This window comes from Bradyrhizobium sp. 21, assembly GCF_023073335.1.
Classification (GTDB): Bacteria; Pseudomonadota; Alphaproteobacteria; order Rhizobiales; family Xanthobacteraceae; genus Bradyrhizobium.
The window spans coordinates 39,897-64,737 of the sequence record NZ_JADPJG010000021.1 but is presented as its reverse complement, the minus strand read 5'-3'; the positions used below and the strand labels follow the sequence as shown (position 1 = coordinate 64,737).

Annotated in this window: 24 protein-coding genes; 18 read left to right on the top strand and 6 right to left on the bottom strand. The window is 64.2% G+C overall.

Going from position 1 to position 24,841, the window contains the following annotated elements:
• Position 1 precedes the first annotated feature (1 nt).
• A complete protein-coding gene (locus IVB31_RS20490) occupies positions 2-703 on the bottom strand; it encodes a FecR family protein (protein ID WP_249803441.1) in 702 nt (233 codons plus the stop codon).
• Between the two features lie 51 nt (positions 704-754).
• Here IVB31_RS20490 and IVB31_RS20485 point away from each other — a divergent pair, with 51 nt between their 5' ends.
• On the top strand, positions 755-2,185 hold the full coding sequence (locus tag IVB31_RS20485; RefSeq protein WP_247325860.1) for a phospholipid carrier-dependent glycosyltransferase: 1,431 nt from the start codon (positions 755-757) through the stop codon (positions 2,183-2,185).
• 57 nt (positions 2,186-2,242) lie between these two features.
• Here IVB31_RS20485 and IVB31_RS20480 read toward each other — a convergent pair whose 3' ends face one another.
• Complete coding sequence (locus tag IVB31_RS20480; protein ID WP_247325827.1) at positions 2,243-2,881, bottom strand: OmpA family protein; 639 nt, start codon at positions 2,879-2,881, stop codon at positions 2,243-2,245.
• 345 nt (positions 2,882-3,226) lie between these two features.
• On the opposite strand from IVB31_RS20480, the gene IVB31_RS20475 reads away from it, so the two are divergent.
• From IVB31_RS20475 to IVB31_RS20465, 3 genes are all read left to right on the top strand, one after another.
• Positions 3,227-3,472 (top strand): hypothetical protein, encoded by a 246-nt coding sequence (locus tag IVB31_RS20475; RefSeq protein ID WP_247325823.1) that lies wholly within the window; start codon positions 3,227-3,229, stop codon positions 3,470-3,472.
• A gap of 119 nt (positions 3,473-3,591) precedes the next feature.
• Positions 3,592-3,846 (top strand): hypothetical protein, encoded by a 255-nt coding sequence (locus tag IVB31_RS20470; protein ID WP_247325820.1) that lies wholly within the window; start codon positions 3,592-3,594, stop codon positions 3,844-3,846.
• 117 nt (positions 3,847-3,963) lie between these two features.
• On the top strand, positions 3,964-5,124 hold the full coding sequence (locus IVB31_RS20465) for a crosslink repair DNA glycosylase YcaQ family protein (RefSeq protein ID WP_247325816.1): 1,161 nt from the start codon (positions 3,964-3,966) through the stop codon (positions 5,122-5,124).
• On the opposite strand, the gene IVB31_RS20460 is transcribed toward IVB31_RS20465, so the two are convergent.
• Positions 5,109-5,549 carry a DUF2809 domain-containing protein gene (locus IVB31_RS20460; RefSeq protein ID WP_247326087.1) on the bottom strand — a complete coding sequence of 147 codons (441 nt, stop codon included), beginning with the start codon at positions 5,547-5,549 and terminating at the stop codon, positions 5,109-5,111. The two genes, IVB31_RS20465 and IVB31_RS20460, sit on opposite strands and share 16 nt — an antisense overlap.
• A gap of 79 nt (positions 5,550-5,628) precedes the next feature.
• Between IVB31_RS20460 and IVB31_RS20455 the strand changes: the two genes are divergently transcribed.
• From IVB31_RS20455 to IVB31_RS20410, 10 genes are all read left to right on the top strand, one after another.
• Complete coding sequence (locus IVB31_RS20455) at positions 5,629-6,960, top strand: MFS transporter (protein ID WP_247325813.1); 1,332 nt, start codon at positions 5,629-5,631, stop codon at positions 6,958-6,960.
• Positions 6,961-7,197: 237 nt separating this feature from the next.
• A complete protein-coding gene (locus IVB31_RS20450; protein ID WP_247325810.1) occupies positions 7,198-8,304 on the top strand; it encodes an efflux RND transporter periplasmic adaptor subunit in 1,107 nt (368 codons plus the stop codon).
• Between the two features lie 178 nt (positions 8,305-8,482).
• Positions 8,483-11,620 carry an efflux RND transporter permease subunit gene (locus tag IVB31_RS20445; RefSeq protein ID WP_247325807.1) on the top strand — a complete coding sequence of 1,046 codons (3,138 nt, stop codon included), beginning with the start codon at positions 8,483-8,485 and terminating at the stop codon, positions 11,618-11,620.
• Positions 11,621-11,655: 35 nt separating this feature from the next.
• Positions 11,656-12,255, top strand: coding sequence for a TetR family transcriptional regulator (locus tag IVB31_RS20440; RefSeq protein ID WP_211398789.1), 600 nt, complete (start codon positions 11,656-11,658; stop codon positions 12,253-12,255).
• 71 nt (positions 12,256-12,326) lie between these two features.
• Positions 12,327-12,950, top strand: a complete 624-nt coding sequence (locus tag IVB31_RS20435; protein ID WP_247325804.1) for a flavin reductase family protein — start codon at positions 12,327-12,329, stop codon at positions 12,948-12,950.
• Positions 12,951-13,168: 218 nt separating this feature from the next.
• Complete coding sequence (locus IVB31_RS20430) at positions 13,169-15,436, top strand: acyl-CoA dehydrogenase (protein ID WP_247325801.1); 2,268 nt, start codon at positions 13,169-13,171, stop codon at positions 15,434-15,436.
• Positions 15,436-16,719: an acetyl-CoA C-acetyltransferase gene (locus IVB31_RS20425; protein ID WP_247325798.1), complete on the top strand. Its 1,284-nt coding sequence runs from the start codon at positions 15,436-15,438 to the stop codon at positions 16,717-16,719. Before IVB31_RS20430 ends, IVB31_RS20425 begins: the two co-directional genes overlap by 1 nt.
• A gap of 2 nt (positions 16,720-16,721) precedes the next feature.
• The gene (locus tag IVB31_RS20420; RefSeq protein ID WP_247325794.1) at positions 16,722-18,818 is read left to right on the top strand and encodes a 3-hydroxyacyl-CoA dehydrogenase NAD-binding domain-containing protein; all 2,097 of its coding nucleotides are present in this window, start codon (positions 16,722-16,724) and stop codon (positions 18,816-18,818) included.
• 21 nt (positions 18,819-18,839) lie between these two features.
• Positions 18,840-19,250, top strand: a complete 411-nt coding sequence (locus IVB31_RS20415; RefSeq protein WP_247325790.1) for an acyl-CoA thioesterase — start codon at positions 18,840-18,842, stop codon at positions 19,248-19,250.
• A gap of 220 nt (positions 19,251-19,470) precedes the next feature.
• The gene (locus tag IVB31_RS20410; RefSeq protein ID WP_247325787.1) at positions 19,471-19,662 is read left to right on the top strand and encodes a hypothetical protein; all 192 of its coding nucleotides are present in this window, start codon (positions 19,471-19,473) and stop codon (positions 19,660-19,662) included.
• 121 nt (positions 19,663-19,783) lie between these two features.
• On the opposite strand, the gene IVB31_RS20405 is transcribed toward IVB31_RS20410, so the two are convergent.
• The gene (locus tag IVB31_RS20405; protein ID WP_247325783.1) at positions 19,784-20,251 is read right to left on the bottom strand and encodes a nuclear transport factor 2 family protein; all 468 of its coding nucleotides are present in this window, start codon (positions 20,249-20,251) and stop codon (positions 19,784-19,786) included.
• A 154-nt stretch (positions 20,252-20,405) separates the two neighbouring features.
• Between IVB31_RS20405 and IVB31_RS20400 the strand changes: the two genes are divergently transcribed.
• Together IVB31_RS20400 and IVB31_RS20395 are read left to right on the top strand one after the other, a co-directional pair.
• Positions 20,406-21,092 carry an HAD-IA family hydrolase gene (locus IVB31_RS20400; protein WP_247325779.1) on the top strand — a complete coding sequence of 229 codons (687 nt, stop codon included), beginning with the start codon at positions 20,406-20,408 and terminating at the stop codon, positions 21,090-21,092.
• A 106-nt stretch (positions 21,093-21,198) separates the two neighbouring features.
• A complete protein-coding gene (locus IVB31_RS20395; RefSeq protein ID WP_247325776.1) occupies positions 21,199-22,047 on the top strand; it encodes a DeoR/GlpR family DNA-binding transcription regulator in 849 nt (282 codons plus the stop codon).
• Positions 22,048-22,051: 4 nt separating this feature from the next.
• Here IVB31_RS20395 and IVB31_RS20390 read toward each other — a convergent pair whose 3' ends face one another.
• The gene (locus IVB31_RS20390) at positions 22,052-22,477 is read right to left on the bottom strand and encodes a type II toxin-antitoxin system VapC family toxin (RefSeq protein WP_247325772.1); all 426 of its coding nucleotides are present in this window, start codon (positions 22,475-22,477) and stop codon (positions 22,052-22,054) included.
• Positions 22,474-22,755 (bottom strand): type II toxin-antitoxin system Phd/YefM family antitoxin, encoded by a 282-nt coding sequence (locus tag IVB31_RS20385; RefSeq protein WP_247325769.1) that lies wholly within the window; start codon positions 22,753-22,755, stop codon positions 22,474-22,476. The genes IVB31_RS20390 and IVB31_RS20385 overlap by 4 nt, the downstream gene beginning before the upstream one ends.
• A 228-nt stretch (positions 22,756-22,983) precedes the next feature.
• Here IVB31_RS20385 and glpD point away from each other — a divergent pair, with 228 nt between their 5' ends.
• Together glpD and IVB31_RS20375 are read left to right on the top strand one after the other, a co-directional pair.
• On the top strand, positions 22,984-24,534 hold the full coding sequence (gene glpD, locus IVB31_RS20380; protein ID WP_247325765.1) for a glycerol-3-phosphate dehydrogenase: 1,551 nt from the start codon (positions 22,984-22,986) through the stop codon (positions 24,532-24,534).
• The coding region (locus IVB31_RS20375) for an ATP-binding cassette domain-containing protein (protein WP_247325761.1) at positions 24,531-24,841 on the top strand (311 nt) is incomplete at its 3' end. The genes glpD and IVB31_RS20375, both read left to right, overlap by 4 nt.

The following is a 24,841-nucleotide window of genomic DNA, read 5'->3' as shown; positions in this document are numbered from 1 at the left end:
ATCACTGCCCGCACAGCATGCCGTCGTCCTGGACGGCGGGCGTGACGGTTGGTGAGGCGTCCGCATATTGGTTGACCGCGCACAGCCCGGCATTCGCCGCGCAGGTCGCGGCAAACGTCCATGGCGGCGTATTGGTCTTGGTGATGCTGGCCTTGCCGCCGGTCGAGGTGATGATTGCGGTGTCGCCGGGCTGGGTGAGCTGCACGCACTGGAAGCTCAGCGTGCAGACGCTGGCCGCGCCGTCCTGCAGCACGACGACGGAGCGGCCGCGTTGCGAGAGGATATCGAGCGTGGTGCCGCGCACGCCGATGGTCGCGAGCGGCGTCGTGATCTTGTAGGCGGTCTTCTCGGAATGTCCGGTGACGAAACGGAATGCGCCGGTCGTCATCCGGATCGCGACGTCGCGATAGCTGTGCTCGTCGTTGAAGACGGTGCGGTCGAGCTTGAGTGTGGCGCTCGGACCGAGCGACAGATTGGTGCTGTCGGCCATCACGAAGCGCGCCGCGCTGTCGGCGCCGGTGCGCACGGTCTCGTCGCGCAGCATGCTGTCGCCGACACTGATCGGCGTCGTGGCCGCGGCCACGCGCACCACTTCGTTCTGGATCACGACGGCTTCACCGACGCGCGTCTGTGCCTGCGCGCAAGGTGCTGCGCACAATGCGGCCGATAGCAACGTGGAGAAAAGCCAGAAACGCAAATTCATTTCGCAACCGATCGATGTGTCCCTGATCGTACCGGATCGCGCGCGCTTCTGATGTGGCGAAATTATCACAAACGGCGCGGGACCTGCGTTATGCTTAGTGACAGTTGCGGCAGAATGCGTTCAATGAAAACCGTGATCTTTGCTTTTGTCCGCGGTGACGCAAATTTGCCACGCAAAACATCCCCACGCATGCCGCTCGAATTGACCGCGGTTCCGAAGGTGTCGCAGAGCGCAGTGATCGCTGTCGCGATTTTCCTGGTCACTCATCTCGCGCTGCTGATCGGCCTGACGGCGCCGGAGAAATTCGTCTTCGACGAGGTGCATTACGTGCCCGCGGCGCGGCAGATGCTTGGCCTCGCGCCATCGCAACCGATGCTCAATCCAATGCATCCGCCGTTGGCCAAGGAGCTGATTGCGGTCTCGATCGCGGCTTTTGGCGACAACGCGCTGGGCTGGCGCTATCCCGCGACATTGTTCGGCGCGCTCGCGATCGTCGCGATCTATCTGTGCGGCCTCGCGCTGTTCTCCGCGCAACGACCTGCGATCGCCGCAGCGCTGATCACGGCGGTCGATCAGATGCTGTACGTGCAGGCGCGCATCGCGATGCTCGACATCTTTGCGCTCGGCTTCGGCCTGCTCGCGATTGCCACTTTCATGCTTGGTTTTCGAAGGGGTCGCCCGCATGCCTTGTTCGCGCTCGCCGGGAGCCTGTTCGGCTGTGCCGCCGCCTGCAAATGGAGCGGCCTGTTTCCGCTCGGAATTTGTATCGTCATCGTCGCGGTGATCCGCCTGATGCAGGGCTGGCGCACGCTGTTTGCCGACGCGAAGCCGGACGATTGGTACCGGCCCGATCTCTGGCCCGATTTTCGGGTGCAGCATGCCGCGCTCTGCTTCGCCGTGCTGCCGGTGCTGACTTATCTCGCCGCGTTCGTTCCGCTGTATGGATTGTCGCTATCGGACTTGATCGAGGCGCAGCGCCGGATCTTCGCCGACAACACCACGACCGCAATCGCCGGCCACACCTATATGAGCGCGTGGCCATCCTGGCCGTTGCTCGCACGGCCGGTCTGGTTCCTGTTCGACAAGACGACGGAGAACGACGTCTCGGCGATCGTCTTCCTCGGCAATCCGCTGGTGCTGTGGCCGGCGCTGCTCGCGCTCGCGGTGGTGCTGCGCGATTTCGTCGTCGCGCGCCGCTGGGATGCGTTCCTGATCGCGGCGTTCTATTTCGGATCCTGGCTCGCCTGGGCGTTGCTGCCGCGCACGCTCGGTTTCATCTACTACTATCTGCCGGCGGCGACCGTGGCATCGCTCGCGCTGGTCTACGTGCTGCGCCGGGAGGGCCAGCCCCGCTGGCTGCTGTGGGCCTATGTCGCGGTCGCGGCAGCGAGCTTCGCCGTCATGCTGCCGATCTCGGCGGCCTTCGTCGGCACGTCGATGCCGACCTTCAACCGCCTGATGCTGTTTCAGAGCTGGATATGACATCGCCGCCTGCCAGGTTATGGCAGGCGGCGTGTTCGCACGGCGATGACTTGGGATTTACTTCGACGCGGTCTTGGTGTCCATGTTCACGACCTGGACGCGGCGGTTGATCGGGTCGGCGCCGTTGGCGGTATCCTTCAGCTTGGTCTTGCCGTAGCCGACGGTGACGAGATCGGTGCCCGCAAGGCCGTAGTTTTGCACCAGGTACTTCTTGATGGTGTCGGCACGACGTTCAGAGAGGCCCTGATTGTACTCTTCGCCGCCAACCGCATCGGTATGGCCGGCGACCACGAAGGTCGAGCCCTTGAGCGACGGGTCGGACAGCGCGTTTCCAAGCGCCTGCACCGACGGCACCGAATTCTTGGCGATGTCGGCCGAGTTGTAGTCGAACTGGATTTCCAGGTCGATGTTCGGCTTGGTCGCCGCGAGCTCGGCGATCTGCTCGCGCTCGCCCATCGAGAGCGACCGGGTCGAGCGGTTGCGCACTGTGTTCAGGAACGTCGATTCCTTGGCCTGCACGACCGGGTCGGCCTGCGGACCGGCGGACAGGCCGCGGGTCGCCGGCTTGGGCTTCAGCGCATTCAGGATCTGGTTGGCAGAGACGTTGTCGCCGGCGAAAGCCAGGCCCGCCGTCATCGACAGCGCGGCCGCAAGGGTGATCGCCTTCAGTCCAAAAAACTTATCAAAACGGGTCATTGTCGTATCCTCGCTGTTACGCCTGATGGCGATTTGATGCGGCGAGCATAGAGAAGGTTCAAAGGACCTGATGTGATCCTGGTCACGGTGCCTGCAACCGCTTCCAGATAGAGCGTAGCGCATTTTGCGGCGTCCCGGTGTCATAGGAACCTGCGGACGCCGATCGTCGCAAAGCCGTCGCGGCTTGGTCAGCCCGCGGACAAGATATCGGCCAGATGCGCGCCTAGCAGACCCCTTCTACTGCCATTCACGAGCGTGGGGGCCGAGTTCCATCCAGTGCCGAGGCCAAGTGACTACCAGCCCTATCGCAGTGGCCCGCCGGAACGGACAGTGCCCCTGAGCTCAATGCCCATCTATATCGGCGCGGCCATGATCGCGGTGGCAATAGTTCTGTCGGCGCTGATCACGGGGGTTACCTCCCGCTATGTCGGGCTTGAAGCGCCGACCGACGAGAACATGTGGCTGGTCGACCGTCTCACCGGCAGCGTCTTCCGCTGCCAGTCGGAGGGGCGCGGCAGGGCCTCGTGCGAACCGGACGTCGCCACGGGCAGCGTCGGCGACCGCTCCAAAGCCCCGAAAGATGGCCGCTGAGCCCTTTTCCTTCGCGCCGCAGCAAGAAAATTGTCTTCTCCACGAAACGACTTCGCGAGAAAATACGTAATTGCGAAGCCGGCATGACGCCGGTTTCGTTTTACGGAGGAGACTTTTCCATGAAGATCTTGCTCACAGCCGCAGCGCTTGCCGCGTTCACCCTTTCCGTCTCACCGGCATCTGCCGCCATGATGGCATGCACCGGCGATAACATGATGAAATCGACGGCCATGATGATGGGCACCGCCGACACGCCGGCCAAGGTGGCGGCCAACAAGGAAATGGCCATGGCCAACACGGACATGAGCAACGGCAAGATGAAGAGCGCCTGCATGCACTACATGAAGTCGCAGAAGGCGATGTCGGCGAAATAGACGCCAGCCACGCAACCGTCCAGCCGCGCTGTCAGCAGATGGCAGCGCGGTTTTTCTTCGGCCGGCTGTTTGCCTTGTGCTTTTTCCTGGCGCGAATCCCGCTACATTGCCTGCGCAATGTCCCGCGCGCCCACACCGCTTCCGCTCCCCACGACACAGGCCCGGCAGATCTGGCTGCATGCCCAGCGGCTGGATGAGCGCGCGCCGTTCGGGGAGGGCGCGCAGGCCGTCGCCGACGCGATCGCCCATCTCGGCTATGTGCAGATCGACACCATCAACGTCATCGAGCGCAGCCACCACCACATCCTGTTCAGCCGCATCCCGTCCTACCGCCGCGCCGATCTGCGCCAGGCCCAGAGCGTGGATAGAAGCATCTTTGAATATTGGACGCATGCGCTCTCTTACGTGCCGGCCGGCGACTTCCGCTTCTTCCTGCCGGCGATGCGCGAACACCGCCGCGAGGGGCACAAATGGTTTTCCTCGGTGAAGCCTGCCGACATGCGCAAGGTGATGCGGCTGGTGCGCGCCGGCCCGCTGACGATCCGCGACATCGAGGACGATGTGCTGACCGAGAAGGAGCATCTCTGGCAAAGCCGAAAACCCTCGAAACGGGCGCTGCAGCTCGCCTTCTATACCGGCGCCGTGACCATCAGCGAGCGCCAGGGCATGCTCAAGACCTATGAGCTGATGACGCGCCATTTCGGCTGGGACAAGCTGCCGAGGCCGGCCTCGGCCAAGGAGATCACGGCCTATCTGCTCGACCGCGCGCTGCGGTCGCAAGGGGTGGTGAGCCTGGATTCGGTCTGCCATCTCGACGCGCCGCGCAAATCGGCGGTAGCTGGCCTGATCGCCTCGCGCGTCCGCCGCGGCGAGCTCGTGCCCGTGACAATCGACGGTGCCGGCAAGCAGGAGCATTGGGCCGCGCCTGCGGCGCTGGAGTTGCATGAGGGATCGCCCGACCTCGTCCATATCCTCTCGCCATTCGATCCGCTGATCATCCAGCGCAAGCGCACCAAACTCTTTTTCGGCTACAACCATTTGTTCGAGGCCTATGTGCCCAAGGCGAAACGGAAGCTCGGCTATTTCGCGCTGCCCGTGCTGGTCGGTGACGAGATCGTCGCCGCGCTGGATCTGAAGACCGACCGGCTGGACAAGAAGCTGCTGATGCAGAAATGGACCTGGGTCGGGCAGGGCAAGAAGACCGCGGGGCGCAAGGAGCTCAAGCGGAAGATCGAGGAGGAGCTCGATCGTTTTGAGCGGTTTCAGTTGGCGGAGTGAGGACGTCTTCGCATCACGACGAGCCGGTCGGTCCAAACGCCGAACGCAATCCCGATCGCGTAGGCCAACAGATTCCACAGCGAGAAGATGCGCCCCAACAGCAACGCGCCAGCGGTGGTCGGCCGGAACGCATCGAGCCAGGGCGTATGCACCAGCCGAGAAAATTCGACCACGATCGCGATGGCGACGGCGATGGTTGCCAGCCGGCTCCACGACAGCTGCGGGAGCAAAACCCCGACCAGAAAAAACACCATTGTCGCCCACAACAGCGAGCCGCCATACTTCACGATGAAGGCGGGAAGGCCGAGCGGAAAGCCGTACCAGCGCAGGGACAGCCCGCAAGCAATCACGATTAGGGCGAGCCCGGCGCGGATGAGGGATGTCCGTAACGGCGCAACGCGTTTATCCGGCTGCGCCCCGTGCATTGCTTGCTCCATTGACTCTTCGCCCGCGATGCTCAAAACCGCGCTCTAGCCTATAAAAGCAACAACCCGGGGGGAAGCCATGAGCCAGACCACGACCTATGCCGGTTCTACCGGCGGAGCCAAGAGCGAAATCGAGGCCTCGACCATCCGTGCCATCTCCTGGCGCCTGATTCCGTTCCTGGTGCTGGCCTACTTCTTCTCCTATCTCGACCGCGTCAATCTCGGCTTTGCCGCGCTGACGATGAATGCGGAGCTGAAGTTCACGCCGCTGATCTTCTCCTGGGGCGCCGGCATCTTCTTCATCGGCTATTTCATCTTCGAGGTGCCGAGCAATCTGGCGCTGGAGAAGTTCGGTGCCAGCCGCTGGATCGCGCGCATCATGGTGACCTGGGGCATCATCTCGTCGCTGATGGCGCTCACGAGCGGTGTCACCAGCTTCTACATCCTGCGCTTCCTGCTCGGCGTCGCCGAGGCCGGGTTCTTTCCCGGCATCATCCTCTATCTCACCTATTGGTATCCGGCCGAATATCGCGCGCGCTTCCTTGCGGCCTTCGCCATCGCCGTGCCGGTGTCGACCGTGATCGGCGCGCCGGTCTCCGGCCTGCTGCTCGGGCTCGACGGTGCGATGGGCCTGAAGGGCTGGCAGTGGCTGTTCATCATCGAGGGCATCCCTTCGGTGCTGCTCGGCATCGTCACATGGTTCTATCTCACCGACAGGCCGGAGAAGGCGGACTGGCTTTCGGCCGAGCAGAAGGCATGGCTCAAGGGCCGGCTTGATTCCGAGATTGCCGCCAAGCAGGCGGTGAAGCACCTTTCTCTTGGCGAGGCATTGTCGTCGCCGAAGGTGATCATGCTGAGCCTGGTTTATTTCGGCTTCGTCGGTGCGCTCTACGGCATGCAGTTCTGGCTGCCGCAGATCGTCAAGGCGTTCGGCCTCAGCAATGCCCAGACCGGTTTCGTCACCGCGATCCCGTATCTGTTCGGCACCATCGCGATGATCCTGTGGGCGCGGCATTCCGATGCCACGCGCGAGCGCGTGATGCATGTCGGCGCGCCCCTGCTGCTCACCGCCGTCGCGCTCGCCGTCTCCTCCTACCTCACCGATCCCACCATGACGATGGTGGTGCTCACTGTCGCCGCGATCGGCGTGTTCTGCTGCTTCGGCGTGTTCTGGACGCTGCCGACCGCCTGGCTCTCCGGTACCGCGGCGGCCGGCGGTATCGCCCTGATCAACTCGATCGGCAACCTCGCCGGGTTCGGCGGGCCCTATCTCATCGGCTGGGTCAAGGAAGCCACCGGCCAGACCTCGACCGGCTTGCTGGTGCTCGCGGTGCTGCCCCTGCTCGCCGGCATTTTGGTGTTCGTCGGCGGCCACGAGAGCAAGCACGAATTCGCCGGGCAGGGGCGGTGACGAGAGTTTGAGGTGGGCAAAGATGCGGTCTTCGCACGCTGTGCCCACCATCTATCTGATTGCGAAAGGGCGGGGGCGCGCTCGCGTTGCCAACCCTACGATCACACCTTCCTGGCGCCAGTCATCCCAATCCTTACCACCCCTTAACGATCACGCATTCCTGATTACTGACGAATATTGACTTTCATCAGTGATTAGTCGACATTCCTCTCATTGCAGACGCAGGAGTGTCCTTCGATGTTCGTCCGGTCAGTTTTATCCAGCTATTCCAAGCTCCTGGCAGGCGTGTCGCTGGCGCTGATGGCCGCCGCCCTGGCTGGATGTAATGATACCGTTGCCGAAAAGGCCGAGCCGCCGCGGCCGGTCCTGGTCGCAACCGCCCATTATGATGCCGAAACGCCCGAGCGCAGCTTCGTCGGCACCGTCAGGCCCCGGATCGAGAGCGATCTCGGTTTTCGCGTCGCCGGCAAGGTCGCAAAGCGCCTGGTCGAGGTCGGCCAGACCGTCGAGATCGGCCAGCCGCTCGCGACCCTTGATGAGATCGATCTGAAGCTCCAGGCCGAGCAAGCCGTCGCCGAGCAGACCGCTGCGACCGGCGTGCTGGCCCAGGCCGCCGCCGCCGAGCAGCGCGCCAAGGATTTGAAGGCCAAGGGTTGGACCACGGATGCGCAGCTGGACACGAGCCGTGCCGCCGCTGACGAGGCCCGCGCGCGCCTGAACCGGGCCGAGCGCTCGGTCGAGCTGACCAAGAATTCACTTTCCTACGCGACGCTCAACGCCGACGCCCGTGGCGTCGTCACCGCAACGCTGATCGAGCCGGGCCAGGTGGTTGCCGCAGGCCAGACTTCGATCCGCGTCGCCCGCTTTGCCGAAAAGGAAGCGGTCGTCGCGATCCCTGAGACGCTGGTCGGACGTGCCAAGTCGGGCGCCGCCAGCGTCACTCTTTGGTCGGAGCCGGGCAAGAAATATACGGCCAGGCTGCGCGAGATCGCGCCCACCGCAGATTCCGCCACGCGCACCTATCTCGCAAAGTTCTCGCTGCCTGATGCCGACGACAAGGTTTCGCTCGGCATGACCGCGACGCTGACGCTGTCGGACGCCGCCACCGAGCGCGTCGCGCGGCTGCCGCTGTCGGCGCTGTTCAACGAAGGCGGCAAGCCGTCCTTCTACGTCGTCGACGACAATGGCGGGGTCACGCTGAAGCCGGTCGTGGTGAAGTCCTACGAGAGCAACGACGTCATCATCACCAGCGGTGTCGAAGAGGGCGCCAAGATCGTCGCCCTCGGTGTGCAGAAGCTCGATCCGGGCCAGAAGGTGCGGATCGTGTCGTCACTGTCTTTCTAAGCGTTTTTACGAGTCACGTCGTGTGAGGTGAGTTTCGGCCCGAGCGCAAATGCGAAGGCTGAAGCGGCGAAGCGATCCAGAACCTGCCCAGCCCCCTGGATTGCTTCGCTGCCTCACGACGACGGGTTGAACAGGGTGGCTGTCGTTTTTTGGCAATTGATCATCTTTGGAGAGTGCGATGAAGCGCTTCAACCTCTCGGCCTGGGCCGTCGGCCATCCGACGCTGGTCCTGTTCCTGATGGTCATACTCGGCGTCGCCGGGTTCTTCTCCTATCAGAAGCTCGGCCGCGCCGAGGATCCGTTCTTCACGGTCAAGGTGGTCAACGTCTCCGTGCTCTGGCCGGGCGCGACCGCGCAGGAGATGCAGGCCCAGGTCGCCGATCCCATCGAGAAGAAGATCCAGGAGCTGCCCTATTTCGAGAAGGTGCAGACCTACTCCAAGCCCGGCTTCACCGCGCTCCAGGTGACCTTCCGCGATTCCACGCCGCCAAAGGACGTGCCGTATCTCTTCTATCTTCTGCGCAAGAAGCTGGTCGACGTGCAGGGCCAGCTGCCCGCGGGGATTCTCGGACCTGTCGTCAACGACGAGTTCTCCGACGTCGATTCCATCCTCTACATGATGACCGGCGACGGTACCGACTATGCCCAGCTCAAGAAGGTCTCGGAAGGTTTCCGCCAGCGCCTGCTGAAGGTGCCCGGTGTGACCAAGGTCGACGTCTACGGCAACCAGGACGAGCGCATCTTCGTTGAGTTCTCGCACGCCAAGCTTGCCACCCTCGGCATCACGCCGCAGGCGCTGTTCGATTCGCTCGCCAAGCAGAACAACGTGACGCCGGCCGGCACGGTCGAGACCTCCTCGCAGCGCGTGCCGCTGCGCGTCACCGGTGCGCTCGACGGCGCCAAGGCCGTCGCCGAGACGCCGGTCGAGAGCGACGGCCGCGTGTTTCGCCTCGGCGATATCGCCACCGTCACCCACGGCTATGTCGACCCGCCGAGCTTCGTCGTCCGTCAGGAAGGCAAGGCCGCGATCGGCATCGGCGTCGTCACCGCCAAGGGCGCCAACATCCTCGATCTCGGCAAGGAGGTCGAGAAGGCGACGGCTGAATTCATGAAGGCGGTGCCGCAGGGCGTCGACGTCAAGCTGATCGCCGACCAGCCCAAGGTGGTCGAGCATGCCGTAAGCGAATTCGTGCACTCCTTCATGGAAGCGCTCGTCATCGTCCTGTTCGTCTCGTTCCTGGCGCTCGGCTGGCGCACCGGCATCGTGGTCGCGCTGTCGGTACCGCTGGTGCTCGGAATCGTCTTCATCGTCATGAACACGATGTCGCTCGACCTGCACCGCATCACGCTCGGTGCGCTGATCATCGCGCTCGGCCTCCTGGTGGATGATGCCATCATCGCGGTCGAGATGATGGTGGTGAAGATGGAGCAGGGCTGGGACCGCATGCGTGCGGCGTCCTTTGCCTGGGAATCCACTGCGTTTCCGATGCTCACGGGAACGCTGGTCACGGCCGCTGGCTTCCTCCCCATCGGCTTTGCCAATTCCGCGGTCGGCGAATATGCCGGCAGCATCTTCTGGATCGTGGCGATTGCGCTGGTCGCGTCCTGGTTCGTGGCGGTGATCTTCACGCCCTATATCGGCGTCATGCTGCTGCCCAACATCAAGGTGCACCACAATCACGATCCGCATGCGGTCTACGAGACCCGCATGTACCGCGGCCTGCGCGCTATCGTGCAATGGTGCGTCAACCACCGCATCACCGTGGTGGCCGCAACCGTCGGAATCTTCATCGCCTCGATCGTCGGATTCGGCCACGTCCAGCAGCAATTCTTCCCGCTGTCCGAGCGCCCCGAGCTGTTCCTCCAGCTTCGCCTGCCGGAGGGCACCGCCTTCAACGTCACGGAAAAGGCGGTGAAGAAGGCTGAGACGTTGCTCAAGGACGACAAGGACATCGAGACCTATACGGCCTATGTCGGGCAGGGCTCGCCGCGCTTCTGGCTGGGCCTCAATCCGCAGCTGCCGAACGAGGCTTTTGCCGAAATCGTCATCGTCGCAAAGGGCGTCGAGGCGCGCGAGCGTATCAAGGCCAAGCTTGAAAACGCCGTTGCCGACGGCGCGCTCAACGAGGCCCGCGTGCGCGTCGACCGCTTCAATTTCGGTCCCCCCGTCGGTTTTCCCGTGCAGTTCCGCGTGATCGGCCCCGACGCCAACAAGGTGCGCGAGATCGCCTACCAGGTCCGCGACGTCATGCGGCAGAACAAGAGCGTCAAGGACGTCCAGCTCGACTGGAACGAGCAGTCGCCCTACCTCAAGCTCGTCGTCGACCAGGATCGCGCCCGCGCCATGGGCCTGACCCCGCAGGACGTGTCGCAGGCGCTGTCGATGCTGATCTCGGGCTCACAGGTGACGACCGTGCGCGACGGGATCGAAAAGGTCGGCGTGGTCGCCCGCGCGGTCTCGTCCGAACGCCTCGACCTCGGCGGCGTCGGTGATCTCACCATCACCTCGCGCAACGGCGTTGCCGTGCCGCTGCAGCAGATCGCCAGGATCGAGTATGCCCACGAGGAGCCGATCATGTGGCGGCGTAACCGCGACATGGCGATCACCGTGCGCTCCGACGTCGTCGATGGCGTGCAGGCGCCCGACGTCACCGGTCAGATTGCTCCGAAGCTGAAGGCGATCAAGGACAACCTCGAGCCGGCCTACCGCATCGAGGCGGGGGGCGCGTTCGAGGAATCCGCCAAGGGCAACGCCTCGATCTTCGTTCTCTTCCCGCTGATGGTCATGGTGATGCTGACGCTGCTGATGTTCCAGCTTCAGAGCTTCTCGCGCCTGATCCTGGTGTTTTTGACCGCGCCGCTCGGCATCGTCGGCGCCTCCCTCGGGCTCAACATTGCCAACGCTCCGTTCGGCTTCGTGGCGCTGCTCGGCCTGATCGCGCTGGCCGGCATGATCATGCGCAACGCGGTGATCCTGGTCGACCAGATCGAGACCGACGTCTCACACGGCCTGACCCGCCGCGAAGCGATCGTGGAGGCGACCGTCCGCCGCGCCCGCCCGGTGGTGCTGACCGCGCTCGCCGCCATTCTCGCCATGATCCCGCTGTCGCGCTCGGCATTCTGGGGCCCGATGGCGATCACGATCATGGGCGGATTGTTCGTTGCGACCTTCCTCACCCTGCTCTACCTGCCGGGCCTCTACGCCCTCTGGTTCCGCAAGAGCCTGGACGAGGCAGGCACCCCTGAGCAGCCTGCCGCGCCGCAGCATGGGAGCGATGACCAGAACGCAATTCCGCTTGCTGAGGCGGCTGAATAAGTGAAGATGAACTGCTGATTGACGAGTCCTGACAGATGACACTGGTTTCGGAACATATCGAAGGCGACACCCGGGATCGTATTCTCGAGGTGGCCGAGCGGCTGTTCCGCCAGATCGGCTATCTCAAGACCACGGTCGGCGACATCGCCAAGGAGCTCAAGATGAGCCCCGCCAACGTCTATCGCTTCTTCGAATCGAAGAAGGCGATTCATCAGGCGGTGGCCCGCTCGCTGATGGGCGAGGTCGAACTGGAAGCGCAGCGGATCGTGGCGAGGCCCGGTCCGGTACTGCCGCGCTTCCGCGAACTGCTCACCACCATCCATCGCATGAACACCGAGCGCTATGTCGGCGATTCCAAGCTGCATGAGATGGTCGAAATCGCGATGCAGGAGGACTGGGACGTCTGCGTCAACCACATGGAGTGCATTGCCGGGGTCATCGGCCAGATGATCGCGCAAGGCGTGGCCTCCGGAGAGTTCGAGGCGCCGGATCTGCAACTGGCCGCGCTCTGTGCCTGCACCGCGATGATGCGCTTTTTCCACCCTCAGATGATCGCCCAGTGCGCCACCAAGCCGGGCCCGACCATCGACCAGATGATCGATTTCGTCATCGCGGGTCTGTCCCCGCGCCACTGACGGGCCGGCGGGTTTCCCTTTATAAGCTGCTTCGCATTGCCCGGATTGGCGAATAGCGGAGAAGCAAGCGCGTGACCGACAAAGATCTGCACTTCTACGAGCCCGCCAAGGGCCACGGCCTCAAGCACGATCCCTTCAACGCCATCGTCGCGCCGCGGCCGATCGGCTGGATCTCCTCCCGCGACACCAAGGGCCACGTCAACCTCGCGCCCTACAGCTTCTTCAACGCGTTCTGCTATGTGCCGCCGATCATCGGCTTCTCCTCCACCAACTGGAAGGACACGGTCGCGAACATCCAGCAGACCGGCGAGTTCGTCTGGAATCTCGCCACCATGGACCTGGCCAGGCACATGAACGCGACCGCCGCCCACGTCGGGCCTGAGGTCGACGAGTTCGAGGTCGCGGGCCTCACCGCAGTGCCCGGCAAGCTCGTCAACGTGCCGCGCGTCGGCGAAAGCCCGGTCGCGTTCGAGTGCAAGGTGTCCGACATCGTCCGCCTCAAGGGCGCCGACGGCAAGGAAGCCAATGCCTGGCTGACGCTGGGCGAGGTCGTAGCCGTCCACATCGACAAGGCCATGATCAAGGACGGCGTGTACCAGACCGCCGCCGCCCGGCCGATCGTCCGCGCCGGACGCAGCGGTGATTATTTCGAGATCAAGCCGGAAAACATGTTCGAGATGGTGCGGCCGGATTAGGCCCGAACCTGTCGCCCGGATGGAGCGCGGCGAAACCCGGCGCTTCGCTCCATCCGGCGACCGCCCCCTCCCGGAACTGCCACCACGCCCCGGCCGTTATGGTCCTTGGGCGGCCCCCAGCCGCGTCAATTCGCGTCTTTTCGCAGGCGAAGTGTTCACCTCCGCCGGCCAGTTTCCGCTAAAATGCCCATATCCGCGCCGATCCCATGAGGTTTGCCATGAGCTTCCGCCGCGACACCCTGACAAAACCGATCTTCTCCTGGGCGCGCGGCGTGTTGCCCGCGATGTCCGACACCGAGCGCGAGGCGCTGGAGGCCGGCGATGTCTGGTGGGATGCCGATCTCTTCACCGGCAATCCCGACTGGTCGAAACTGCTCAGCATCACGCCGGCGAAATTGACCGAAGAGGAACAGGCCTTCCTCAACGGCCCCGTCAATGAACTCTGCGCCATGCTCGACGAGTGGAAGATCTTTTGGGAGTTGCGCGACCTGCCGCAGGACGTGTGGGCCTTCATCAAGCGCGAAAAATTCTTCGGCATGATCATTCCGAAGGAATTTGGCGGCCTCGGCTTCTCGCCCTATGCCCATTCGGAAGTCGTGCGCAAGATCTCGACCCGCTCGATCGCCGCCGCGGTGACGGTGATGGTGCCGAACTCGCTGGGCCCCGGAGAGCTCTTGATGCACTTCGGCACCAAGGAGCAGCAGGAACGCTGGCTGCCGCGCCTTGCCGACGGCCGCGATATTCCCTGCTTCGGTCTCACCAGCCCTGAGGCCGGCTCTGACGCCGCCTCGATGGTCGACACCGGCATCATCTGCAAAGGCACTTTCGAGGGACGCGAGGTCGTCGGCCTCAAGCTCAACTGGCACAAGCGCTACATCACGCTCGGCCCGGTCGCGACGCTGCTAGGCCTCGCCTTCAAGGCCTATGACCCCGATCATATCGTCGGCGATCGGGAGGAGCTCGGCATCAGCGTGGCGCTCATCCCGACGAGCTTGCCCGGCGTCGAGATCGGCCAGCGCCACCTGCCGTCGATGCAGGTGTTTCAGAACGGTCCGAACCGCGGCCGCGACGTCTTCATCCCGCTCGACTACGTCATCGGCGGTGAAGCACGGCTGGGGCAGGGCTGGAAGATGCTGATGACGGCGCTCGCCGCCGGCCGCGGTATTTCGTTGCCTTCGTTGTCGGCCGCAGGCGCAGCCTATGCCGCGCGCACCACCGGCGCCTATGCCCGCATCCGCGAGCAGTTCGGCATTTCCATTTCCAAGTTCGAAGGGGTCGAGGAGCCGCTGGCGCGCATTGTCGCAACCGCCTATCAGCTCGACGCGGCGCGGCGGCTGACCTGCGCGGCACTCAATGCCGGCGTTCATCCCGCCGTCATCTCCGGCATCATGAAGCTGCATGCGACCGAGCGCATGCGCACCGCGGTCGACGATGCCATGGACATCCATGGCGGCAAGGCCGTGATCGACGGTCCGCAAAACTATCTCGGCAATCTGCACCGCGCCGTCCCTGTCGGCATCACCGTCGAAGGCGCCAATATCCTGACCCGCAACCTCATCGTGTTCGGACAGGGCGCGATCCGCGCCCATCCCTATCTGCTCGACGAGATGAATGCGCTCGCCGACACCGATCGCGAACGCGGGCTCGCGGCGTTCGACGAGGCGTTCTGGAAGCATGTCGGCCATAGCTTCCGGACGCTGTTGCGCGCGTTCGGCCGGAGCTGGACCTTTGGCGCCTTCGCGCTTGCGCCCGATGCGGGCGACGCCACGCCATTCTATCGCCAGCTCTCGCGTTACTCCGCGGCGTTTGCGCTCTGCGCCGACATGGCTCTGCTCACGCTTGGCGGCGCGCTCAAGCGCAAGGAGATGCTGTCGGCGCGTTTCGGCGACATTCTCTCGGAGTTGTACCTGCTTTCGGCGGCGCTGAAGCGCTGGCAGGACGAGGGCCGGCAGAAGGAGGATTTTGCGGCGCTGGAATGGTGCATGGCGACGGGGTTCAAGACCATCGAGAACCGGCTTGCCGAAATCCTCGCCAACCTGCCCAACCGTTTCGTCGCTGTGATCCTCAAGCTTGTCGTCCAGCCGTTCGGTGCGCGCGTGCTCGGTCCCTCCGACCGCGTCGTGCACCAATGCGCTGGCATCGTGCTGGAGCCCTCGGCCGCGCGCGAGCGTCTGACGCCGGATCTGGCTCATGTCGACGATGACGGCGGCTTTGCCCGGCTGGAGCGCGCGTTCAAGCTGGTCGCCAGCACGGACGCGATCGCCAGGCGCATGCGGGCCGCGCGTCTCAGCGATTGGAAAGAGGCGGCGGCCAAGGGCGTGATCACGCAGGTCGAGGGCGAGCAGCTCGCAGCCGCTCATGAAGCCGTCACAAAAGTGATCGAGGTCGATGATTTTGCGCCAGAGGCGCTGTCGCCGATTTACAAGAAAACCGGCGACGTGCATCAGTTCTTCCAGGAACTCGGTGAACAGAGGGCGGCGAGCTGATGGCACGACCGGTTTTCATCGTCGACGGCAGCCGGACGCCGTTTCTCAAAGCACGCTCGGGGCCCGGACCGTTCACGCCCGTCGATCTCGCCATACAGTGCGGTCGGCCGCTGCTGGCGCGCCAGCCGTTTGCACCAACGGACTTCGACCAGGTCATCCTGGGTTGCGTCAACGTGATCGCGGACGAGATGAATCCGGCTCGCGTCGCGGCGCTCCGGCTCGGCATGGGCGAGGACATGGTCGCCTTCACGGTGCAGATCAATTGCGGCTCCGGCATGCAGTCGATCGACACCGCCTACCGCTACATCCGCGAGGGTCACGCCGACATGATTTTGGCCGGCGGCACCGAGGCGCTTAGCCACGCGCCGCTGGTCTGGCCCAATTCCGGCGTGCGCTGGTTCGCAGGCCTTGCCAGCGCCAAGGGTGTTGCTGCGAAGCTGGCCGCTGCCTTTAAACTGCGCCCGCGCTATCTCAAGCCGATCATCGGCCTCGAACGCGGCCTGACAGATCCCATTACCGATTTGAACATGGGGCAGACCGCCGAAGTCGTTGGTCATCTTTTCGGCATTACGCGCGCACAGTCCGATGCCTATGCCGCCGAGAGCCACCGCCGGCTCGCACATGCGCAGACGGAAGGCTTTCTCAAAGGCGAGGTCGAGACGGCCTTTTCCCGCGATGGAAATTTCTTCGATCATGACGACGGCGTGCGTCCGGACTCCACGGCCGAGACGCTGGCAAAACTCCGGCCGGTGTTCGAGCGACCCTGGGGCCAGGTCACCGCCGGCAATTCCTCCCAGATTACCGACGGCGCGTCCTGGGTGATCCTCGCCTCCGACGCGGCGGTGGCGAAACACAAGCTGACGCCGCTGGCCGCGATCGTCGACAGCAACTGGGCCGCGCTCGATCCCAGCATCATGGGGCTCGGCCCCGTGATGTCCGTAACGCCGCTGCTCCAGCGCAACGACCTCACGATCAAGGACGTCGAGACCTGGGAGCTCAACGAGGCCTTTGCGACGCAAGTGCTCGGCTGCCTTGCCGCCTGGAACGACGACAAATTCTGCCGTGAGATTCTGGGTCTCGACGGTGCGGCCGGCGAGATCGATCGTGAGAAGCTCAATGTCGATGGCGGCGCGATCTCGCTCGGCCATCCCGTCGGCACCTCCGGCAACCGCATCGTGCTGCATCTCGTCAACGCGATGAAGCGGCTCGGCACGCGGCGCGGTGTTGCCACCGAATGCATCGGCGGCGGGCTCGGCGGCGCCATGCTGATCGAGGCGGTGTGACCATGGATTCCAGGATCATGACCGCCCTCGGCGATCGCGTGCTCGCGCTCGGGCCTCAGCCCGCAGCCGATGGCCCGTACAAGCACTTCAAGCTGACGCGCGATGCCGACGGCGTCGCCTGGCTGCTGTTCGACCGCGCCGAGGCCAGCGCCAACACGCTCTCTTCGGACGTGATGGAGGAGTTCGACGCCGTGCTCGCCGCGATCGAGACCGAGCGCCCGGCCGGCCTCGTGATCCGCTCCGCAAAGCCGTCCGGCTTCATTGCCGGCGCCGACGTCAACGAATTCCGCGGCGCCAGCGATCCCGCGATGGTGGAGACGCGCATTCGCGCCGCGCATGCGGTGGTCGATCACCTGGAAGCGCTGAAGCTGCCGACAGTCGCGGTGATCCACGGCTTCTGCCTCGGCGGCGGGCTTGAGGTCGCGCTCGCCTGCCAGTCGCGCATCGCCATCGACGGCGCGCGCTTCGGCTTCCCCGAGGTGATGCTGGGCCTGCATCCCGGCCTCGGGGGCACCGCGCGCTTCACCGCGCTGGTCAACCCGACGCAATCGATGGCGCTGATGCTGACCGGCCGCACCATCGATGCGCGCCGGGCGAAATCGCTCGGCCTCGTCGACACCGTGACGCAGGAGCGGCATGTCCGCAACGCGGTGAAGGACGTGCTATTCGGCCGCTTGAAGCGGGCCCGTCCGGGCCTTTTGACGCACGCGGCCAATTTCGGCCCCGTGCGCGGGCTGCTGGCCAAGCGCATGCGCTCGGAGGCGGCAAAGGCCGCGTCCCGCGAACACTATCCGGCGCCTTACGCGCTGATCGATCTCTGGGAGACCCATGGCGGCAGCAAGGCCGCGATGCTGAAGGCCGAGCAGGCCTCCTTCGCCAAGCTGATGGTGACGCCGACCGCGCAGAATTTGATCCGCGTGTTCTTCCTGCGCGAGCAGATGAAGAAGGCCGCAGGCCCCGGCAACACCATCAAGCATGTCCACGTCATCGGCGCTGGCGCCATGGGCGGCGACATCGCGGCCTGGTGCGCTGGGCAGGGGCTGCGCGTCTCGCTTGCCGACATGAAGGCGGAGCCGATCGCGGGCGCTGTCAAGCGGGCAGCCGAGCTTTTTGGCAAGATCATCCGGAAACCCACCGATGTCCGCGACGCGCTCGATCGCCTCACCCCCGACATGGACGGGGAGGGCGTCCGCAACGCCGATCTCATCATCGAGGCGGTGCCGGAGAAGCTCGAACTCAAGCAGAAGATCTATGCCGGTCTTGAGCCGCGGATGAAGCCCGGCGCCATTCTGGCGACCAACACCTCGAGCATTCCGCTCCAGGATTTGCGTACCAATTTGGCGCGGCCCGAGCGGCTGGTCGGCTTGCATTTCTTCAATCCGGTGTCACGGCTGCAACTGGTCGAAGTCGTCAGCCATGACGGCAACGACGCGCAAGTGCTGAAGGAGGCACTCGCTTTCGTCGGCGCCATCGACCGACTGCCGTTGTCGGTGAAGAGCTCGCCCGGCTTCCTCGTCAACCGTGCGCTGACGCCCTACATGCTGGAAGCGATGGTGATGCTGGACGAGAAGATCGACCAGCGCCTGATCGATGCCGCGGCCGAGCAGTTCGGCATGCCGATGGGGCCGATCGAGCTGGCCGACCAGGTCGGGCTCGACATCTGTCTCGATGTCGGCGACATGCTGCGCACGAAGTTCGGTGACCTGTTGCCGCCCACGCCCGCGTGGTTGCGCGAAAAGGTCGCCAAGGGCGAACTTGGCCGCAAGACCGGCAAAGGCTTCTACACCTGGAAGGAGGGCAAGGCCGAGAAGGCGCCGTTGCCCGAGACCGGCCCGCGGGTCACCGAGCAGATGATCGACCGGCTGGTGCTGCCGATGTCCAATGTCTGCGTCGCGGCGCTTCGCGAAGGCATCGTCGACGATCCCGATTCGGTCGACGGCGCAATGATCTTCGGCACCGGTTATGCACCGTTCCGTGGTGGTCCGTTGAATTATGCGCGCACGCGCGGCGCGGACAATGTCGTATCCACCTTGCGCGCGCTGGCCCAGAGATTCGGCGAGCGCTTCGCGCCGGATCCGGGCTGGGGCAATTTCAAGTGAGCAATTTCAAATGAGATCTGCATGAACGAACAAGCCAATTCCGGGCCGGGCGGCGATCTCTGCATCCGCACGCTGGCGATGCCCGCCGACACCAATGCCAACGGCGACATTTTCGGCGGCTGGCTGCTGAGCCAGATGGATGTCGGCGGCGGCGTGTTTGCCTCAAAAGTCGCGAAGTCGCGGACAGTGACCGTCGCAATCGAAGCGATGAATTTTCGCAAGGCCGTCTATGTCGGCGATCTCGTTTCGGTTCACGCCCAGCTCGTCCGCGTCGGGCGCACGTCCATCACCGTACACCTGGAAGCATGGGCACTGCGTCGCGGGGAGCAGCATCCGTTCCTCGTCACCGACGGCAATTTCACCTACGTCTCGATCGACGAACACGGTCGCCCGCAGGCGGTTCGCCCGACCGATACGGCGATCGCTACGTAATCGCGCGCGACGCTCTGTCCCATCTCACGAAGACGTGCAGCATTGGCCAATCGCGGCGCCTCTGAGTCCGCGTCGCGGCTTCGCCAAGAACCAGTCATAAAACGAATGAGGTCCCGGCGTACTCAATTGCGTGTCGATTCGGGGTGGAAACCGGCTGATTGCCCGAGGAACTTTCGGGCAGAGATCCGGTTGTTTGCCCGCATTGAGGAATCCACGGACCATGCCGGACAGCTACATCATCGAAGTCAATTCGCAGACCGCAGGCATCGTCGTCCGCGGCGACGGAGGCTACTGCTTCTTCGCCTCGTCCCACCAATTCAATCGCCTCGAAGGGCAACTCTTCCGCAACGCCCGCGAAGCTGAGCGCGCCGCGCGCAAGCTGGTTAACGGCGATGTGAAGGAAGCGGCGTAATTTTTCGCCTGTCATTCCGGGGGCGCAAAGCGCGAACCCCGGACTTAACTTGCCGCAGAAAATGTCGATAAATGGATTCCGGGACCGCGCCGGTCGGCACGTCCCGGAATGATGTCGTTGATCACAACTTCGTAGCTGACCGCGACAGCAGCTTCCAATCGTCGCCCTGCTTCTGCCAGTTCATCAGGATGTGAAGGTTGGTCGGCACTTTCTTCCCATCGGCCGCCATCTCCTGTTCCGCAATCCAGTGGAAGCGCACGATCGCGGCGGGGCCGACGACCTTGATGGTCGGGTCCTTGTATTCGATCGACAGGAATTTGGACTTGCCGTCGGTGGCGTTGGCGACGAAGGTCGCCTTGTCCTCGACCTTGCCGCTGGAATGGCTGTAACTCACCTCGTCGGCGCAGAGCGCGCCCAGCGCCTTGGGATCGGCCGCGATCTGGGCGAGGCGGAAGGCCTCGACCTTCTTCGCCACGGCTTCCTCGTCCGCCGAGGCCGCCAGCGCCGGCGCAGCGAAAGCAAGTGCCGAGGCGGCAAGAGTCGAGGCGGCAAGAGTCGAGAGAGCGAGATCGCGTCGGTTGATCGTCATCGTTTCCTCCTTTTTGATCTTGCGCGGAGTGTTGCAGCCGCGCGGGACTTTGTCGAGTGCGGTGTCGTAGTCATGTCCATGCGTCATTGCGCGATCGGCGCTGCATTGATACGTCTCGCGCATCGATGCGCCGCGGATTTTGGAAAGTACGGACATGATCGAAGCCAAGGGACGAGCGATGGGCAGGGCGCTGCTGTTCGACATCGACGGCACGCTGGCCGACACGGACCCCCTTCATCGCGAGGCGTTTCACCGTGTGTTCGCCCCGCGCGGTCATGTCGTGGATGACGAACGCTTCAAACGCGAGCTCCAGGGCTTTTCCAATGTGTCGATCGGGGAGCGATTTCTGCCGGACGAATCGCCGGAACGGCGGGTCGTGATTCTCGGCGAGAAGGAGGCGATCTTTCGTGAGCTGGCGGCTGGGCAGATCGCGCCGCTGCCGGGCCTGATGGCGTTGCTCGACCGCGCGGATGCTGCCGGCATTCCCATGGTGGCGGTGACCAACGCGCCGCGTCTCAACGCCGAGCTGCTGCTGTCCGGCCTCGGCATCACGCACCGCTTCAAGGCGATCGTGATCGGCGACGAGCTGCCGCACGGCAAGCCGCATCCGCTGCCCTATCAGGAAGGGCTGCGCTTTGCCGGGGCCAGCGCGGCAGCCTCCATCGCGTTCGAGGATTCCCGTTCCGGCGTGCAATCGGCCGCGGCCGCCGGCATTCCGACCATCGGGATGCGCACCACGCTCAGCCACGCCGACCTTGTTGCGGCCGGCGCGGTCGCTTCCGCCAGCGCTTACGACGATCCTGCGCTGCTGGCGCTCCTTGCCGCCGCCATGACCTGGTAAGAAATGGCGTGGTGATGAGCTTCGTCCGTTAACCGTGATCGGCGCGCGCATTGACCGGGAGTGCGAACCGCCGCACCATGCAGCTTCCTGATCCGAGGCCATCGCCGTGACCGGACTAACCCATCGCCAGGCCGAAATCCTCAACCTCGCGCGGGCCTCGGGCCGCGTCATGGTCGAGGAGCTCGCGCGCCGGTTCGAGGTCTCGGCGCAGACCATCCGCAAGGATCTCAACGATCTCTGCGAGCGCCGCTCGCTCACCCGCATCCATGGCGGCGCCATCATCGCCTCCGGGGTCGAAAACCTCGCTTATGAGGCGCGCCGCTTCGTCGCCGCCGACGAGAAGAAGGCGATCGGAGCTGCGGCCGCGTCGCTGATCCCGAACGGGTGCTCGCTGTTCATCAACATCGGCACCACGACGGAGGAGGTCGCAAGCGCGCTGACCTCGCACGAGGACCTGCTCGTCATCACCAACAATCTCAACGTGGCCATGCTGCTCTACCGTCATCCCCGCATCGAAGTGGTGGTCGCCGGCGGCACGGTGCGGCGCGCCGACGGCGCAGTGGTCGGGTCGACCGCGACGCAGCTGATCGGCCAATTCAAGGTCGACTATGCCATCATCGGGGCGTCCGCGATCGACGAGGAGGGCGCGCTGCTCGACTTCGACTATCGCGAGGTGCAGGTGGCGCAAGCCATCATCGCCAACGCCCGCAGCGTCATGCTGGTTGCGGACTCGACCAAGCTGCGCCGCAGCGCGCCGGTGCGAATCGCCCATATCAGCCAGATCCAGACCTTCGTCACCGACCAGGAACTGCCCGAGCGGCTCGCCACGATCTGCCACGGCAAGGGCATCGAGGTAATGGCGGCGATGCCGAAGGCCGCGGGGGATATCGATGACTCCCAGGCCGAGGCGCAGGATGCCGCGCCTGAAGCTGCGCCGGTGGTACGGCTGCGATAGCGGCTTACGCGTCGTCCCATGGGTTGAACAGCGGAACGCCGAAGGCCGCAAAATCCTTCACATTGCGTGTGACGAGCGTGAGATTATTGGCGAGCGCGGTGGCAGCAAAGAAGCCGTCCATCACGGACAGTGCAACACCGCTTTTGCGGCTCTGCGCCATCAGATCGCCCCAGCGCTCGGCCACCCCGCGGTCGATCGGCAGGATGCGCTCGGCAAACCGAGCCGGCAGGTCATGGGCGAGCCAGGCGGCTAGCGCCGCGCGCCGGCGGCCGTCATTCAGCAAGGCGATGCCGCGGCGAAGCTCGGCGATCGAGGCAACGCTGATGAACGCACGATCCTCGTCGACTGTATCGAGCCACGCCAGAACTCCCGGGGAAGGCGCCGGCCGCTGAACCTCCGACAGCACGTTGGTGTCGAGGAGCAGGTTCACGGCATCTCGTCGCGTGGTTCATCCTGCATGCGTTCAAGTTCGAGTTCGGCACCGCGCAGCGGCGAAGCCAGCAAGAATTCGGCGAGCGTGCCTTTGCGTGCGGTCTTTCGCGCCCATTCATCTGCGGAAACGACCACGGCGTTGGGCCTTCCGTGTCGGGTGATGATCTGAGGGCCAGTTTGGGCGCGATCGACCACTTCGGACAGGCGTGCCTTGGCATTGGCAAGCGTCCACGTGTCGGTCGGCGGCGAATCGGGAGCAGTGTTGTGGTTTGTCATGACGAATAGAACCAATATGACTATTATGACTATATAAATCAGGATGACTCATCAAGAGCCCGATGCGCTTCGAATCACCCTCTGAGGCGCCCATTTTGGTTGCGAATTGCCCACCAGAATGTTCCGCTTTCGCTTCTTTCCGCCTCTCTTTCATCTTGCTTTCGTTTTTCGGTGTGATCTAATCAAAAACGAAAGTAACCACTCGAAGGAACGAGTGGCCGCCGGGGGATGCGTCTGTTGGAGCGTATTTTCGACCTCGCCATCATTGGAGGCGGTGTTAACGGCTGCGGCATCGCGCGCGACGCGGTGGGCCGCGGCAACACGGTTTTCCTGTGCGAAATGAACGATCTGGCGAGCGGGACGTCGTCCTGGTCGACCAAGCTGGTGCATGGCGGCCTGCGTTATCTCGAATATTACGAGTTTCGCCTGGTCCGCGAGGCGCTGATCGAGCGCGAGATCCTCTGGGGCATCGCGCCCCACATCATTCGCCCCTTGCGTTTCGTTCTGCCGCACCATGCGGGCCTGCGGCCGGCCTGGCTGCTGCGGCTCGGCCTCTTCCTCTATGACCACATCGGCGGCCGGCATCTGCTGCCTGCGACCCGCTCGGTCGATCTGCGGCGCGACGAGGTCGGTCGCCCGCTAATCCCGAACCGCTATACCCGCGCGTTCGAATATTCCGACTGCTTCGTCGATGACGCCCGTCTCGTCGTGCTCAATGCGCGCGATGCCGCCGACAAGGGCGCCGAGATCCGCACCCGCACCCGCGCAACGAATATCAAGCAATCCGACGGCATCTGGACCGTCAGCATGATCGACACGCTGACCGGCGCGCGCTCGCAGGTCCAGGCCCGGGCGCTGGTCAATGCCGGCGGCCCCTGGGTCGAGGACGTGCTCGGCCGCGGCGCTGGCGTCAATGCCAAGGCCAAGGTGCGCCTGGTGCAGGGCTCGCACATCGTCGTGAAAAAACTCTACGACCACGACCGCGCCTACATGTTCCAGAACGCCGATGGTCGCATCATCTTTGTGATTCCGTATCAAGACGATTTCACGCTGATCGGCACCACCGATCGCGATTATGACGGCGATCCGTCCAAGGTGAAGGCTACACCTGAGGAGATCCAATATCTCTGCGCTGCCGCGAGCGAATATCTGGCCAAGCCCGTGACATCGGACGACGTGGTCTGGACCTATTCCGGCGTGCGCCCGCTTTATGACGATGGCGCCAGCGAAGCCAAGGCCGCGACCCGCGACTACGTGTTTGAGCTCGACACCCCCGGCGGCGTGCCGCTGCTGTCAATCTATGGCGGCAAGATCACCACCTACCGCCGGCTGGCCGAGGAGGCGCTGGAGCGGCTCGCGCCCTATCTTCGCAGTGCGAAAGCGCGCGAAGGCTGGACCGGCAAATGGCCGCTGCCCGGCGGCGACATGGGCGTGTCCGATGTCGACGGCCTGATTGCCGAGCTGCAGCGCGGCTATCCCTTCCTCGGCCACGAGCATGCGCGGCGCCTGGCGCGAGCCTATGGCACCCGCGCGATCAAGCTGTTGGGCGACGCGAAATCGGCATCCGACCTCGGCCAGTCCTTCGGCGCCACGCTGACCGAGCGCGAGGTTCGCTATCTCATGGCCAATGAATGGGCCGTCACGGCCGAGGACATCGTCTGGCGCCGTTCCAAGCTCGGCCTGCGACTAAGTGCCGACGAGATCGCCGCGCTTGATGACTGGATCAGGACCCACGCCGTGCAGCAAAGTCCCCTGCTGGAAGCGGGAGGACGCTCATGACCGTGACACTCGATCACGTGACCCGGACTGTCGATGGTGCCGCGCACATCCGCGACGTCTCGCTGACGCTCGAGAGCGGCACGCTCAACGTGCTGCTCGGGCCGACCCTGTCCGGCAAGACCTCGATCATGCGGCTTCTCGCCGGCCTCGACAAGCCGACCACGGGCAAGGTGCTGGTCAACGGCAAGGACGTCACCGGCGCCGACGTGCGCCAGCGCTCCGTCGCCATGGTCTATCAGCAGTTCATCAATTACCCCTCGCTGACGGTCTACGAGAACATCGCTTCGCCCCTGCGCGTGCAGGGCAA

Excerpts from the sequence above, each read along its gene's own strand:
- IVB31_RS20480 (WP_247325827.1), bottom strand. The coding sequence starts at position 2,881 with ATGACCCGTTTTGATAAGTTTTTTGGACTGAAGGCGATCACCCTTGCG.
- IVB31_RS20385 (WP_247325769.1), bottom strand. The coding sequence starts at position 22,755 with ATGACAAACCACAACACTGCTCCCGATTCGCCGCCGACCGACACGTGG.
- IVB31_RS20445 (WP_247325807.1), top strand. The coding sequence starts at position 8,483 with ATGAAGCGCTTCAACCTCTCGGCCTGGGCCGTCGGCCATCCGACGCTG.
- IVB31_RS20490 (WP_249803441.1), bottom strand. The coding sequence starts at position 703 with ATGAATTTGCGTTTCTGGCTTTTCTCCACGTTGCTATCGGCCGCATTG.
- IVB31_RS20460 (WP_247326087.1), bottom strand. The coding sequence starts at position 5,549 with ATGCACGGGGCGCAGCCGGATAAACGCGTTGCGCCGTTACGGACATCC.
- glpD (WP_247325765.1), top strand. The coding sequence starts at position 22,984 with ATGCGTCTGTTGGAGCGTATTTTCGACCTCGCCATCATTGGAGGCGGT.
- IVB31_RS20455 (WP_247325813.1), top strand. The coding sequence starts at position 5,629 with ATGAGCCAGACCACGACCTATGCCGGTTCTACCGGCGGAGCCAAGAGC.
- IVB31_RS20440 (WP_211398789.1), top strand. The coding sequence starts at position 11,656 with ATGACACTGGTTTCGGAACATATCGAAGGCGACACCCGGGATCGTATT.
- IVB31_RS20425 (WP_247325798.1), top strand. The coding sequence starts at position 15,436 with ATGGCACGACCGGTTTTCATCGTCGACGGCAGCCGGACGCCGTTTCTC.
- IVB31_RS20485 (WP_247325860.1), top strand. The coding sequence starts at position 755 with ATGTGGCGAAATTATCACAAACGGCGCGGGACCTGCGTTATGCTTAGT.
- IVB31_RS20420 (WP_247325794.1), top strand. The coding sequence starts at position 16,722 with ATGGATTCCAGGATCATGACCGCCCTCGGCGATCGCGTGCTCGCGCTC.
- IVB31_RS20465 (WP_247325816.1), top strand. The coding sequence starts at position 3,964 with ATGTCCCGCGCGCCCACACCGCTTCCGCTCCCCACGACACAGGCCCGG.
- IVB31_RS20415 (WP_247325790.1), top strand. The coding sequence starts at position 18,840 with ATGAACGAACAAGCCAATTCCGGGCCGGGCGGCGATCTCTGCATCCGC.
- IVB31_RS20470 (WP_247325820.1), top strand. The coding sequence starts at position 3,592 with ATGAAGATCTTGCTCACAGCCGCAGCGCTTGCCGCGTTCACCCTTTCC.
- IVB31_RS20475 (WP_247325823.1), top strand. The coding sequence starts at position 3,227 with ATGCCCATCTATATCGGCGCGGCCATGATCGCGGTGGCAATAGTTCTG.
- IVB31_RS20400 (WP_247325779.1), top strand. The coding sequence starts at position 20,406 with ATGATCGAAGCCAAGGGACGAGCGATGGGCAGGGCGCTGCTGTTCGAC.
- IVB31_RS20450 (WP_247325810.1), top strand. The coding sequence starts at position 7,198 with ATGTTCGTCCGGTCAGTTTTATCCAGCTATTCCAAGCTCCTGGCAGGC.
- IVB31_RS20430 (WP_247325801.1), top strand. The coding sequence starts at position 13,169 with ATGAGCTTCCGCCGCGACACCCTGACAAAACCGATCTTCTCCTGGGCG.
- IVB31_RS20405 (WP_247325783.1), bottom strand. The coding sequence starts at position 20,251 with ATGACGATCAACCGACGCGATCTCGCTCTCTCGACTCTTGCCGCCTCG.
- IVB31_RS20410 (WP_247325787.1), top strand. The coding sequence starts at position 19,471 with ATGCCGGACAGCTACATCATCGAAGTCAATTCGCAGACCGCAGGCATC.